The 14,263-nt window shown below is 56.5% G+C and carries 10 protein-coding genes; 5 read left to right on the forward strand and 5 right to left on the reverse strand.

The window, feature by feature from the left end; genetic code table 11:
• Positions 1–776: 776 nt before the first annotated feature.
• Positions 777–923, forward strand: coding sequence for a hypothetical protein (locus tag ABH945_RS35400; protein WP_429253766.1), 147 nt, complete (start codon positions 777–779; stop codon positions 921–923).
• Between the two features lie 283 nt (positions 924–1,206).
• On the opposite strand, the gene ABH945_RS35405 is transcribed toward ABH945_RS35400, so the two are convergent.
• From ABH945_RS35405 to ABH945_RS35415, 3 genes are read right to left on the reverse strand one after another with little or no spacing between them, the layout of a single operon-like run.
• A complete protein-coding gene (locus tag ABH945_RS35405) occupies positions 1,207–1,731 on the reverse strand; it encodes a hypothetical protein (protein ID WP_429253767.1) in 525 nt (174 codons plus the stop codon).
• A 2-nt stretch (positions 1,732–1,733) separates the two neighbouring features.
• On the reverse strand, positions 1,734–4,460 hold the full coding sequence (locus ABH945_RS35410) for a glycoside hydrolase family 19 protein (protein WP_429253768.1): 2,727 nt from the start codon (positions 4,458–4,460) through the stop codon (positions 1,734–1,736).
• A 53-nt stretch (positions 4,461–4,513) separates the two neighbouring features.
• Positions 4,514–7,024, reverse strand: a complete 2,511-nt coding sequence (locus ABH945_RS35415; RefSeq protein ID WP_429253769.1) for a type VI secretion system Vgr family protein — start codon at positions 7,022–7,024, stop codon at positions 4,514–4,516.
• A 405-nt stretch (positions 7,025–7,429) separates the two neighbouring features.
• Here ABH945_RS35415 and ABH945_RS35420 point away from each other — a divergent pair, with 405 nt between their 5' ends.
• Both ABH945_RS35420 and ABH945_RS35425 read left to right on the forward strand, forming a co-directional pair.
• Positions 7,430–7,723 (forward strand): transposase, encoded by a 294-nt coding sequence (locus ABH945_RS35420; protein ID WP_429253770.1) that lies wholly within the window; start codon positions 7,430–7,432, stop codon positions 7,721–7,723.
• The gene (locus tag ABH945_RS35425; protein WP_429253771.1) at positions 7,720–8,604 is read left to right on the forward strand and encodes an IS3 family transposase; all 885 of its coding nucleotides are present in this window, start codon (positions 7,720–7,722) and stop codon (positions 8,602–8,604) included. Before ABH945_RS35420 ends, ABH945_RS35425 begins: the two co-directional genes overlap by 4 nt.
• A gap of 262 nt (positions 8,605–8,866) precedes the next feature.
• Here ABH945_RS35425 and ABH945_RS35430 read toward each other — a convergent pair whose 3' ends face one another.
• The gene (locus ABH945_RS35430) at positions 8,867–10,381 is read right to left on the reverse strand and encodes an OprD family outer membrane porin (RefSeq protein ID WP_429253772.1); all 1,515 of its coding nucleotides are present in this window, start codon (positions 10,379–10,381) and stop codon (positions 8,867–8,869) included.
• Positions 10,382–10,733: 352 nt separating this feature from the next.
• On the opposite strand from ABH945_RS35430, the gene ABH945_RS35435 reads away from it, so the two are divergent.
• Together ABH945_RS35435 and ABH945_RS35440 are read left to right on the forward strand one after the other, a co-directional pair.
• On the forward strand, positions 10,734–11,966 hold the full coding sequence (locus tag ABH945_RS35435; RefSeq protein WP_429253773.1) for an ABC transporter substrate-binding protein: 1,233 nt from the start codon (positions 10,734–10,736) through the stop codon (positions 11,964–11,966).
• Between the two features lie 22 nt (positions 11,967–11,988).
• The gene (locus ABH945_RS35440) at positions 11,989–12,969 is read left to right on the forward strand and encodes an isopenicillin N synthase family dioxygenase (protein WP_429253774.1); all 981 of its coding nucleotides are present in this window, start codon (positions 11,989–11,991) and stop codon (positions 12,967–12,969) included.
• Between the two features lie 40 nt (positions 12,970–13,009).
• Here the strand turns inward: ABH945_RS35440 and ABH945_RS35445 are convergent, their stop codons facing one another.
• Positions 13,010–13,921, reverse strand: coding sequence for a LysR family transcriptional regulator (locus ABH945_RS35445; RefSeq protein ID WP_429253775.1), 912 nt, complete (start codon positions 13,919–13,921; stop codon positions 13,010–13,012).
• Between the last annotated feature and the right edge of the window lie 342 nt (positions 13,922–14,263).

The raw sequence follows: 14,263 nt of genomic DNA on the forward strand, positions 1-14,263 counted from the left end.
GTCCGCACCTTCGACAAATCGCCCCATCTTCGCCTCTCGCAACAAAGGGTTGATTCAGTCTAGACGATCAACGCGTTTTTACACAGCCTCGGCCAATTTGAGACGTTCGACACGGTGACCCAGATCGTCGACAAACTGTATGCTGAACAAGCCGAAGCCATCGAAATAATCTACGAAAATCAAGCAAAATTTCTTTTGCATGGCCTTTTGCGTACCTTTGTTTGCGGTCGCTACGTCTGCGGATACCGGGTGGTATGAAATAAAAAACTATGTCGGCACGATCGGTAAAATATCGGTTCATCTGTTGTTGCAGACCTACGATGACACAGTCCAAAATGAGCCTGATCACTGGCGAGTCGATGGCAGTTACTACTACGATGTCCATCGCGTTCCCATTCCATTGCAAGGAAAACGCCAATTTAATGGCGAGATGCAGCTATGCGAAGCAGCAGAGCCTGTTTCGTTTGGTGATTCGCCTAAGATACCTTACGCTTCGCCTATGCACCCTACTCCCTGCCCTATTGCGCTAAAAATCAGCGATAGAGGGGGAGTGGCGGGATGGCAAAAACGTTCTACCGATCACGCTCCAACAGATCGGCGCGCTCGACGATACCGGACTCAAAAGCCCCTCAGTTATCGGTGTTATTGAAATACCTATCTGGTATCACACGAAGAACCACCTGTTGCCCGGCGTGTATCAGTCTTCGAAGTATTGTGCGTTGCCGATGGTTCGTTTGCGTCTCATCAATATCAAAAGCGGGCAAATCGATAGAGACATGAAATTCGACTGCGGCGCGGGCATCGTGGCCACCCCAATCTATGCCAACGTCTATCGTGCAGATAATCCCCATCACGCGACCATCATATTTCAGGGTGGCTATCATGGGATGGGCGACGACCAAGATGTTGTGCTTGAGCCATGAGCGTGCCCATTGACCTGCCCCGTGCGCTTACTTCCAGCTCGGCAAAACCGGCAAATAAATCGCGCGTTACTCTCGCACCTGCCAAAGCTTGATCGGACGAACCGACATGAGGATATTGGTCTGACTACGTTCAGAAATTCGATTTCATCGCCGCAAAGCAGTCGCTCAGGTCTGCCGCTGGAACGAGCGACACGGCTATACGCAGGTTTTGCAAGCCGCTTCAGGCTAATCGCCCCGGCTGGTGCATTTGTGTGTTTCGTATGGTCTTGCGTGGCGCACCAGACTAAAGACCAAGTGCTGCCAAGCGGACGCGGATCGACGCGGCATTCTTATACGGAAACGTTACCCGTTTTCCGTCTAGCAAACCATCATAGCCATCGCCAAACGCCTTGGTGATAGCTGGCAGAGCCTTGAACGCCGTTTGGTTGCCGACCTTTTCAAGACGAAATGCACTGACCTGATAAAAATCGCCCTGGAAGTCAGCGCCGGCCGAAGCTGAGGTCCAGCGCGCAAGGACGACGATTTCGTTTAGCCTGTAGAACACCGTGACGATTTCCGGTCCGCCGCCTTCCGCCTCAATTGTCCCGATCTTGACTATCTGTGCGCCCTCACACTTCCAGAGCAGTTGCTGATCAAACACGGTCGAATTGACGTTCGGATCAACCCCGGACGGATATTGCTTATGTACGACTACGGAGCACCCGGGACGAATCTGATTCGCCGACAAAGTCACATCGTCTCCGGCGAACACTTGCCCGGAGAAAAATACCACGGCCATCGCGATAAGTACGAGAAACGTATTTTTCATGCTTACCATCCGTTTGCTGCTGTCAAAGCGCTTTGCCATTTTTCCGAACACGGATTGCTCCCACCGTTTAACAGCGCGAACGCGCGTTTGGTCATGTTTCCACGATCGCGGATCCGGAGCAATGCCTTGTTGATGATATGGGTGACATCGTGCAGGGAGTTTCGATCCGCCGCCTCACTAATGCCGTTTGTTTTCCAGAACCATGCGGACGAATCACATCCGATCGCGCTATCTGTCGCAAACAACCGAGGGTTTGGCATCACGGTCGTACCGGATGCGTCCTGATATCGCTGGTAGGTGGTGTCCCAAGTCACCGCCAGGGGGCCTCGTCCACGGTAATCGACATTCGGATATTGCGAGTTGCCGAACAAGACCTTACCAAGCTCCGGGTCATTGTTGGCCAAATGCGTTTCCGTGTAGGTACGCATTTGCGCTTCCGTCCAGCTCGGATTCAATCGCTTCAGGCCAGCAATCAGCGCGCTATGATAAATGTCCCAGAGGCGATGTCCGTCGCTATATATCAGACTCTCCTCGAACGATGTGAAATCAGTACATTCCACGCTAGCCTGACCAAGAAAATGAGAAACTCGGGCGCAGGTATTCAAGCTGCATTTCTTGAACGCCTTGGTGAGTTCGGTCGCGTATTTGTCGGCGTTCGACGCCGTGATGTTGGGGAACAGCGTGGTCAGGACATGATGCGTCATCGTGAGATCCGCACCACATGCTGCGCATTTCAATCCGGCCGTACTGAAATTGCCGACGAGTCCCATCGGATGCAGGTGATACACCAAGGGAGATGCTGGGAAGCCCGCCACGCTCGAGACACCGTTCCAGTAGCGCAACGCATCGATGCGCGTCTTCTCGGCCCTCCAGACAGGCAGGCCCGTATGCATGTGAGAATCTAACGCGTCCCACTTGCTCATTTCACCGCCCCACTCGCTTTCGTACCGCATGATCAGATGATCGATTCGGTCAGCAAGCCATGATTTACTCATCGCTACTTGCAATTCCTGCGCGGTGATCTTGCCGTCCTTCTGCTCCTGGCTATCGATGGCGTCTTCGAGTTTCTTGATGGCTTCATCGGAGCGCGCGCTGTCGAAGGAATTCTCGAAATGCGCTATCTCGTCGGGTGTGCCGTTGTCGGCGATGTATAACGCGCGCTGGAACATGTCCGACACCGACGTGCCAAGATTTGTCACGTCAAATCCAGGCCAGTCCCAAGGGGTTTTCAGCTCAACTAGCGGATGCCCGTGATCGCAGGCCCAGCCGCTGACTTGCGCGTTATTTTCATCGGCGATGCTCACCGCGTACCACGTCTTGCCTTCTGCTTCGGAACAATGCTGGCATGATCCCGTTGCCACTACACGCGTCCAGGCTGCGGCTGAGCCACTTGCCGAATTTACAGTGAGCGGGAAGTGACTCCATGCCTGGCGATCACCTGAGCCTTGCAGGTCGGCTCGCGCGATCCAGAGCGGCGCCTGACCACTAAGAGGATGCCCTGCCGCATTGACCTTTTGAACCTTGCACCATGGCCCGCTGTCTGGCGAATCCGCTGTCGCCTTGACCGCGACACCAGCGCCGAGCGAACTGTCCGCTGCGGTGGGTTGCACCAACTTTGCGCCCTTCGAAATCAGCAGCAACGTACGCGATTTCACATCGAGTTGCTGCGCTCGCGACCGGCTACGCGAGATAAACGCATTTAGGTCGTCCCCCGTGAACACTTCCACATGGAGCAGGGGGCGTTCGCCGAGTTTGGGAGGCAGCGTGTGGTGCGCGCGCGCCTCCATAAGCCGCTGATACTCACCGATCCAGGCAACGGTCTCCCCCGCCGCGATTTTGTGTGGCTTAGGCAAGATATAAATCTGGTCGACCGCCGATGGCTTGCTTTCCTTGTCCATCTCGCCGACATAAACCCAACCTTGGGCAGCGCTCGCATTGAGTGTTTCCCCTTGCTTGTAGGGTTGCGCCGCGCCAGCCACGAAGCTGGAAATCTTGCCCCATTCACCGTGCTTCTGCCCGATCTTGATTTTCGTGTCTCTCGGCAGCCAGCCAATCACGGCGGCATGCCCTGAATGCGAGGTGCGCATGCGCAAACCCGCAGTCGTGCTGTCGGGCTGCCCCGTTGCCTTCAATTGCGGGTCGTGCGCTTTCGCCCCCACGACATACGTTTCCGTTGCGCCGTAATAGGAAGGCAGCGTTTTTGCCGGGCCATTCGGTTGCGCACCCGGGCCGTAGCCATCAAGCGGCAGCGTGTGCATGTAGAGGCTGAAGAACGTCAGCACATCCTGGGCGGGCGGCGTGATGTTCTGCGCGGCAGGGGGAGTCGTTGCCGGTGGATTCTGCGGCTGGGCGTTGCCATTCGTTGGCTGCGGAGGTACTCGAGGGAGAACAAGTCGATGGCGTACCAGCGTGAAACCCTTCGAATAGCCCGCCTTGACCCCGTCCGGATAAGCGACTTCCTGAAGCTTTCCATCCAGGCGGAAAGCGACGACCTCACCGTCCGCGATGCATTTCGCGCCACCATCCTGCTGGAATTTGCCTGCGGTCTGCGTACCGAAATGAATGCCGCCATGCCAGAGACCATTGGCGCCGAGCGGATAGAAACCGTCTTCGGCCGCCGCGAGCGCCTGGAGATAGTCCTCGGGCGCGAACGTGATGTTCGTGGTCTTCAGAGGAAAGGGATACGCCCAACTCTCGACTTTTGACGGCTGTTCCTGTTGTTGCGCCACGCGCTATCCTCTCTTCAGGTTGCTGTTGCAGAGTGTGTCGGCCGCTGTCGCCGTTATCCGGAAAAATCCACCGCGCGGCGCGGCACGCTGTCGCTCCACGACGGAAATTTTTCATCGATCCTGGTCGGGCCGTTGAAGCTGTGCTGAGCACCCTTCACGTCGATGTTGCCCGGAGCGTGAATCTCGATGTTGCCGTCCTTGATGCGAATATAAGCGCCCCCTGAGGTCAACAGAATTTCGCCCTTGGCGATGGCCTGAATCTGCTCGGTCGCTGAAACGAGCTTGACGCTCTTTTGTGCGGTAATCTCGACGTTATCGTTGTGCGCCTGGATCTCCACCTTGCCTTTCGCTGCAAACAGTTTCATTCCGGCATTCTGGACGAACAGGCTCAGTTTCTGCGTGACGCTCGCAATCAACGATTTGCCAGTTGCGATGTGGGTGCTCTGTCCGCTCACGAGGTTGGTCTGTGCATCGCTGACGATGTGCACGGACTGCTGCGTGGACATGGCGATACCGGAGGGGCTACCAAATAGCATGACGGGTTCCTTGAACCCATTCGCGTTCCCGGTCCCACCGCTCGCCGCGTTTCCCGCCGACGATGAGCCAGACACGCTGTTCTGTGTAGCGTCCGTGCATGACTTCAGCGAGTCATAGCCATCCTTGAGACTTTCTGCCTGATGCGTCGTGCTGGCGGTCGACATTGCTTCCAGCACGCTTTCCGAATTCACTAGTTGCGAGGTCGCTTGCCGCGCATCCAGCGGCTGGCTGGTCGCCGAATAGGTGGTGACATACAAGCCTTGGCCCGCACGCACCGCACCGTAAGCGTCGGACTTCAGGTCAAAGCCACTGCCCAGATAGCTGCCTCGGTTGTTCCCGGTCTGATCAATCAGGTAACCCAGATGCAGGTGTGCGTTCGTGCTCGTTGAATAAAGCTGAACACGGTTCTGGCCCGTCGAGTCGTCCATCACCATCTGGTTGTAGCCGCTGCCCTGATATTCCTTGGACTTGTAGCCCGATAGCAGGCCGTTGGAATGCCAGTGTGGTTGCGTTGCACCGTTGTAAACGCGGCCCGTTATGAGGGGGCGATCGCAATCGCCGTCTACCCAGCTAATCAGAACTTCTTCGCCGATTCTCGGGACATGTACACCGCCATATCCACCACCGGTATCAGACATGGCGACACGAACCCAGCACGACGCTTTTTCGTCGCCGTCATTGAGGCGATCCCAATGAAAACGTACCTTGATCCGATTCAGCGGATCGGTATAGACCTCCGCATTTTCAGGGCCAACGACAATCGCTGACTGCAGGTGCATTTCCGGCTTGTTATGTTCGAACGGGCTGCGATAGGGAACCCGCTTGCGTTGAGCCTCGATCCTAGCGAGGAAGAAACCTTCACTTCCATCAGCATGCGTGACTGTCAGGCCGGCATGGCTAGCTTTCGTAGCGGCAAGTTCGCTCTTCAGGCTGTGCGGAAAATCGGTCGCATGACTGGACACTGGCAGATTGTTCTCGATGAACCAGACGGCTTCGATAATCGCAAACTGACGGTTTTGCTGGCTATCTGTCGCATGGCCGGGATGATCGTCAAGCTCAAACCAATGCCCCGCATCAGCACCTCGCACACCACCCGAGCCGTAGAACCGCTTTGCTTGCGATTCCCATTCTTCCACGCGGATTTTTGACAGGGCATCCCCCCGATCCTGCGTCCCATAGGTGTAGGCTCCTGTGTATTCATACACCTCAGCCTGCTCAGGCAGATTCCCCTGCGTAGGAAGCGTTGGAATGTTTGTGCCCTTGGCAAAGGTGGGGGAAGCGGGTGCCTTGTAATCGAAGGTGCGAGTCGTGAGTGTCGTACTTTGCAGTGTTCGCGTGCCCGACCACTGAACGAGGGCATCGGCTTCACTGTTCGTGCCCGCGCGATAAAACTGCACTGTCTGAGGTGAAAGCGGCTGGAACGTGTCGAGGCTGTCCGTGACGATGAGCGTATGCGATTTGCCGTCGCTGGCCTGCTCAAAGTAGCCGAATAGGCCCTCGTTTTCCATCAAACGGTGGACGAAATTCCAGTCGTCCTCGTATTGCATGCAGAGCGAACGCGAGGACAACGGCTTGCTCAACGCAAAGCGAAATGCACCTTGGGCCTGCGGATGCATATTGAAAACATCGGTCAGGATTTCGTCGGCCGGCTTGTCCTGCCAGATTCGTGCATCCTTGCGAAAGCGCAGGAAATGCATCCATGACGCATAGCCGATCTGATAACTCGTGAGCCCGCTGTCCGACCCAAGTTGCCGCGCGGTGTTCACATAACCGTGATGCGGCAGATAGGACCTGTCTGTCTGCTGGACCCAAAGCGTCACCGGCTGGGCGATCAGCGTCTTAAGTTCGATGTCGCTGCGGGTAGACACTGCATCCAACGTGAATTCGTAATGGCGCCCGAGGCGCGAATGGCCAACTACCCGCTGCGCCAACAGAACGTTTGTGCCCAATGGGCTGTCCAGTTTTAGTAGCCGGCCAGTTTGCGACATGCCCCCGGTTATCGGGCTGATTAAGTCTTGCGCTCCCATTTCTGCCTCGATTTACTCAGTACGCGCCCCCGCGTTCAGCGGGATTCTACAAAACTCCGGACGGATCAACTAGCTAAATGGGCGAGTCATTAAAGGTCGGTATTTATTTCGCTGTTTGTTATGTTATTTGAATATCTCTGTATTTTTTATCTGCAGTCTGGAGGTGCATTTTCGATTATTAATCCTGGTCCGGCCTACGCCTGAAACCACGCCAGCAGATATCCGCTATTGTTAGTGGGAGACTGTGTCCGGACTTTCTTGAGGTTGTTCCACGATGGCCCGAAACTACGTCAATTTTAACGTCTGCTTGTGGAAAATTCGTAGGACCGCTTCGGGTCGCGTTGATCTTACCCACGATCGGTGGAGACCTTGAAAGGGGCATACTAGCTCGTAGAGAGGTGTGTCATGGAACGCAAGGATTATCAGCGGTATAGCCGGGAATTCAAGCTGGAGGCCGTCAACCTGGCGGTGTTGGGGGAGAGACCGAAGGCGCAGATCGCGCGCGAGTTGGGAATCCGGGTCAATCAGTTGCGTAACTGGTGGCTCGAATTCGAAGCGGAAGAGCTCACTGGTGCGCCGAAACGTACGGCAGTCCAGGAAGAAGACCTTGCCAAACTGCGACGCGATAACGCGCGCCTGCGGGAGGAGAACGAGCTTTTAAAAAAAGCGGCCATCTACTTTGCGCGGGGATCAGCGTGAAGTACCAGTTCATCGCGATCCACTCCCACAGCTATCCGGTAGCAGCGATGTGCCGGGCGTTGGGCGTTTCATCGAGTGGATACTATGCAGCCCGTGGCAGAGCACCCAGCACGCGCAGCAGGAGACAGGCTGCGTTGAGCTCGCAAATCCGTGCAATTCATGTTGCAAGCCGTTGCACGTATGGAGCCCCGCGGGTCCATGCTGAACTTTGCGCACAGGGGGTTGGGTGTTGCCTGAACACCGTGGCTAAACTGATGCGACAGGAAAAAATCCTGCCGAAAGCCATCAGGCGGTTTCAGGTGACTACCGATTCCAGGAATACCACGGTTGCAGCCCCGAATCTGGTCAATCATGAGTTCCATGCTGCGCGTCCCGACACATGCTGGTTAAGCGACATCACCTACATTCCGACACGCGAGGGCTGGCTTTATCTGGCTGCTATCCTCGACTTGCATTCGCGCGCAGTCGCAGGCTGGGCGATGAGCAGAACGCTCGACTGTAGACTTGCAATGGATGCATTGAAGATGGCGATCAGCCGGCGGGGTACAAGTCCAGCGGTGCTTCACTCAGATCGGGGATCAACCTACGCAGCGGCTGAGTATCGTGCATTGCTCGGCCGGCATGCCATCACCCAAAGCATGATTCGCAAGGGAAACTGTTGGGACAACGCACCTATGGAAAGCTTCTTCCGTACCTTGAAAACAGAACTGGTCATGCACTGTGACTACAAGACCCGCGACGAGGCGCGGGCCAGTCTGTTCGAATACATGGAAGTGTTCTACAACCGTCAGCGCCGTCATTCGAGCCTCGGATATAAAACCCCGTTACCCTTCGAAGTATCAAACAACGCCCAATTCAACCTGTCCACCGATCGTGGGTAAGATCACGTTCAGCCAAAACACATCGGGCGACAATCGGCCACTTTCGGACGCTCGCGTCTCACGACCGAATGTCCGCTGCAGAGCGTGATGCAGACCTCCGCGCATCCCGATAGAACACAAAACGGGTTGATGGCGTCCATACAACCCGGATGGCGCTGCTCAAGGAATTGCTGGCGATGAGTTTCGTTTTCTCAGTCAGATCGCGGCCCGGCAGGTTGCGGGCACGCGCTCTGCAGGATCCGGTGTCAGATCAAATGACTCTTCACGGAATTTGCGGACCCCATGCGTACTGAAGCTGGAAGCGGTTTTGCACGAAAGTATTTCCCTTGGCCGGCGAGGTCTGCACGGCAAAGAAGTCTGCCACGCTGAGACCCTTGAGCTTGCCCGCAAAATTGTAAATCGCGTATGCAAGATATTCAGACCCGTTAAGGCTCGGCCCGTCAGCATCGGACTTCAGATCCATGAACGAATATCTCGCACCGATGAACCAGTTGCCCATTGGCGCACCGTTGATATCGATAGCGTAAGCGTTGCCGGACCCAAGATCCTGCGTGCTTGTCAGGAACGGCTGTGCAAAGAGCGGGCCGCCCGACACATCGTGTGCGTATGGCGTGACCAACGCACCGTTAAGGTACGAGTTGCGATGAGGCGCGATGAAGTTATACCCAAGGCTCACTGTCATCGAGTTGTGCTTGGCGCCGAGTTGCAGGCCGTACACCTGACTGTCCACATGGCCGAGCAGTTCGCGACCGTCTCCGGTTTCATGGAGATACTGCGCGGCGGCAAATGGCTTCCAGGAGCCATTTGAACGGCTGACGCGGCCCTCGACGTAGGCGAGGTCGGCATAATCCTGATAAGTCTGATACCAACCTTGCGCGTTCACCGTCACGGGATCCAGATTGAACTTGTGCGCCGCGCCGACGCCCCAGAAACCGTTCGTTTCTGGCTCGCCGATACCTGAGTACGGATCGAAGCTTTCGTCGTAATTCGTGGTCTTTGTGAACGAATTGCTGGTGTACGACTTGAAGCGGAACATCTTGAAAGCGGTGATGAAGTTGTCGTCGTCGCCGTATTTTGCGTCCACGCCCTGATAAAGCTGTGGCGCAATTCGCCAGTCATAACTCGATGCAAACGGGACATTGAGCGCCTGGTTGCCGGCTGTAATCTGGAATTGGTCCTTTTCCCACTTGACGTATGCCTCGCCCAACGTCGTGATGTTTGGACCCAGATAGCTGTCAACGTAGTTCGGGTTGTCGGAGTGACCGATGCCCCGTTGCAAATAACCGCTTACGCCAACCGAAAACCCGTAGAAAGGTGCTGTGACATAGCCCAGTTCACCACCATAACTCAACGTATTCTGATTCGCACCCTTTGAAAAAAATGCATTGTGCGAAGCGTAGTAAAAGGTGCGCACATTCCCAAAAAACTGCCCCTTGGTGATCATTTCTGCAAGGTTGGTGGCTTCCTTGCCTGCATCCGCCGGTGCAGGAGCGGCGATGGTTTCGGCTGCCGCGTCGGATTGTGAGGGGTTGACCGTGTTGCCGCGCAAATCTCCGTTCTTCCCTGCCTTGTTCTCTACCGCAGAGGCCGCCGCAGCATCTTTCGCTTTTTGTGCCGCCTTATTTTCTGCTTTTGCATCGCTGGCCGTCACGTCTGCCGCCGCTGCGGTGTTGTCGGAGTTCTGTCCAAAGGAAATTCCAGGAGTTAAAGCGGTGGCTGCAACGGCTGCATAAATGATAAGTAGTGTTGATTTATTTGAGAGGTGCAATAGCGTCATGGTCGTAGTGGATGCGAGTGGGTCGAACTCTCTGTTTCCGTCTGCGTATGAATTCCCCCCATACGAGATCGCAGCGTCAGCGAAACATCGGCCAGAGATGACTTGTACCGGCGATGCCGCCGGGCAGGTGTGACACTAAGGCAGAAAAAATTGGCTACAAGGCACTTTTTCGGCATCTGCTCGTTGCCGTTATGGCAACGGGTGACGAGATACCGACCATCGGGGGCCACTCGCGGTTAGCTACTCGTGCTCGATATAGCCGATGCGTGCAGCATTCGTGTCGAAGCGGCGGGCTCTGCGCTAGCGCGATTTACTTCACACGATGACTCAGTCTGGACTCGGAGCTGGATGGTTGCCTTTTCGGCAACGTCTCGATGCCGAAAAAGTGGCCTTTTCCGTTTTTTATTTGTTTTACCGTTCCCCGGTCACCAACGCACGCTACCTCCGACCAACGCGGGCCCACTATTTACAAAGGCGTGGGGCCTTCACTCAAGGGAACACCACCATGCATGCAGTCCGCCTGACGACAATCAACAAGCCGCGATCCCGCACACCAGGCGCCTGGTTCCGGGCGCTCTTCCTAATTACACTCTCGCTGTTCGCCTTGCACATGGCGAGCGCGCATGCTCAAACGCCCATCCGGTTCGTGCTGAACTGGAAATACGAAGGCCCACAGGCGTGGTTCTTCCTCGCTCAGGATCGAGGTTATTTCAAGGCGGAAGGTCTCGACGTGTCGTTCGATCAGGGCGATGGTTCCGCAGGGTCTATCCCGAAGGTCGCGAGCGGTGCCTACGATGCCGGGTTCGGTGACATCAACGCGTTGATCGATCTGGCAGGGCAGAAACCATCGGACGCGCCCATTGCCGTGTTTCTGCTCTATAACGTGACGCCGTTCGCGTTCGCAGTGCCCGTCGACAGCCCGATTCATACGCCCAGGGATCTGGAAGGCAGAACCATCGGCGGCGGCGTCAACGATGCCACGCTCAAGCTGTTTCCCGCTTTTGCCCGCATCAATCACGTCGATACGTCGAAGGTCAAGATCACGAACATTGCGCCCGCACTCTCGGCACAGCTGCTTGATCGCGGCCAGCTCGATGCAGCGTCGACTTATGTGACGACCTTCGTTTTCGCTGATAAATCGATGGGTGTCGATCCCGCCAAAAAAATCCGCTTTATCCGGTACGACAAGTACGGCATGAATCTTTATTCAAATACGGTCTTCTTTTCCCGGACGTTCGTAGCGAACCATCCAGACGCCGTGCGCGGCTTTGTACGGGCGCTAAACCACGCGATTCGCGACGTGATCGCCGATCCGGACGCAGGTATTTCAGCCCTGATGAAGCGCGAGCCGCTTCTGAATCGTGACGTGGAAACGCAGAAGCTGCTCTTCACGCTGCACAACGACATGAGCAGCCCCGAGATTGCGCACGACGGCATCGGTAACGTGGACGACACACGACTTGCCGGCGATATCCGTATCGTCGCCGATGCACTGGCGTTGCCCCACGCACCGACGCCGCAAGCTGTCTTTGACAGTAACTTTCTGCCGCCGCAGAACGAGCGGATCTTCAAGGTCACGCCCTGAACCCTTCACGCAGGTGCCCAATATGATTCCCTACACACCGCCCAAACCTGTCAGTGCGTTGCCCATCGTCGATCTCGCGCTGCTGGATTCGGACGACCCGTGCGACCGGAATGCGCTCGCGGAGCAAGTCCGTCGCGCGTGCCTCGATACAGGATTTTTCTATGTGCGACAGCACGGCGTAGCGAACGACCTCATCGAGCGGCAGTATGCACTCAGCCGCACTTTTTTCGATCTCGACCTCGAGGCCAAACTGCGTGTCGCGCAACATCGTTCGCCGGCGAAGCGCGGTTATGAACCGCAGTCGGCGCAGACACTGGATAACGGGTCTCCGCCTGACCTGAAGGAAAGCTTTCGCTTCGGACGCGATCCCGAAGCCGGAAACCCCTATAGCGCGCGCGATCTGCCGACCTATGGGGCGAGCCAGTGGCCAGCGGAATCGCCGGGCCTCGGCGAGGCAATGCTGCCGTACTACGACGCGATGATCGCGACAGGTGATCGCATTCTTCGCGCCATCGCGCTTTCGCTCGAACAGCCGGAGTCGTATTTCAAGCCGTTTTATCGAAATCCGATGGCGACCGTGCGGCTACTGAAGTATCCGCCGAACCCGCGTCACGCCGAATTGAACCAGATCGGCGCGGGCGCTCACACCGACTGGGGTGGCATCACAATCCTCTCGCAGGACAGCGTGGGCGGTCTCGAAGTGCAGAACGTCGCTGGCGACTGGATCCATGCGCCGCCCGTTGACGATGCGTTTATCGTCAATATCGGCGATCTGATGGCACGTTGGACCAACGGGCGATATCGTTCGACGCTGCATCGGGTCAAGAACAGCGCTCAGCATAAAGACCGTTATTCGATCGCATTCTTCTACGACCCGGCCTACGACTCGCTGATCGACTGCATTGCGTCGTGCCAGCACGATGCACGAGACCGCCAGTTCGCCGCCTGCACAGCCGGCGAACACATCGCCGAAATGCATCGGCGGACTTCCACGCGGGCCTAACCCCGTTCAACGCGCGGATCGTAAAACAGCCGGTCCGCGCTCAAGCGCTTTTACCGATCGCGTCTTCTTCGAGTCCGCGCTTCAGGTGCTCGATGAACGAATAAGCGATGACCGGTAGCTGCCGGCCGCGCAAGGCCGCCAATGCCAACGTGCCCTTCGGGAATCCGCGATCCTCAATATCACGCGAGACGAATGGGCCGCCGTCGTTCACAGCGCCGATATGAATCTGAAAGCTCAACGCCTGTTCATACTGCAAATAGCCACGCAGGAACTCGAAGCTGTTGCATTCGACTACTGGATGAAACCGCAGCGACCGTCTTGAAAGGAAGCGGTCGAGCAACTGTCTCCCGCCGATCTCCGGGTTCGGCATCACAAGCGGATAGTCCGCGCAATCGCGCAAGCGAAGGGGACCCTCGTCCTTCGCCAAAGGATGCGTGCGATGCATCATCACACAGAGCCGTTGCTCGAACTCCGCGATGCGTTCGATATCGGGCTCATCCGAAAGATTGAAGACAATTGCGAGGTCTGTGTCGAACATACGCAGCGCGCTGAGCGCCTGCACATGATCCGCAACGCGAATCTGGAAACCGACCAGCGAGTGACGCACGCGGAACGACGCCACCATTTTGGGCAGAAACGCTGAAGCCAGCGCCTGACTCGCGACGAGCCGCACCGACCCGCGCCGCAATCCCTGCAAGTCTTCAATCTCCGAGCGCACGCGATCCAGTTCGGCCGCACGCGTGCGCACGTACTGGATGAATAACTCGCCTGCGGCAGTCAGGCGCATGCCGCGCGGCAAGCGCTCGAATACCGGCGTGCCCAACTCGTCCTCGATATCCTGTATCCGTCGCAGTACCGCCGACGGCGCCACGTGAAGCCCTTCGGAAGCCTGCCTCACGGAACCGGTCCGGGCAACTTCATCAACGTAGTTCAGAAAGCGCAGATGGTTCATGGGTCCCTGTTCCTGCTATTGAAGTCATTCGCGCGTAACGAAACGCGCACATCAGTGATCGACAAAACGGCTTGATTGGCCGAATGACCTGCACTGCTCGCGGGCAATTGCGCATGTATTCGGGCATTGCGCACCAATTCGAAACCTTGTTCAACTGGATTCGCGTGGTCCTCCGGATGCAGGCCAGCCATCGGCTCGCGCCGTATTGAAACACACGAGGCCAGCAACCGGTCGCGTCACGCTTTGTCACGCGAAGAGCCGGTTGCGGCTAAAGTCCGGCCCATATTCGTTGATCGGTGACTGTTGCTGATACGGCAACGCAAGTTTGCTAAATCGGCTCCT

The organism is Paraburkholderia sp. GAS333 (genome assembly GCF_050435665.1).
Lineage (GTDB): Bacteria > Pseudomonadota > Gammaproteobacteria > Burkholderiales > Burkholderiaceae > Paraburkholderia > Paraburkholderia fungorum_A.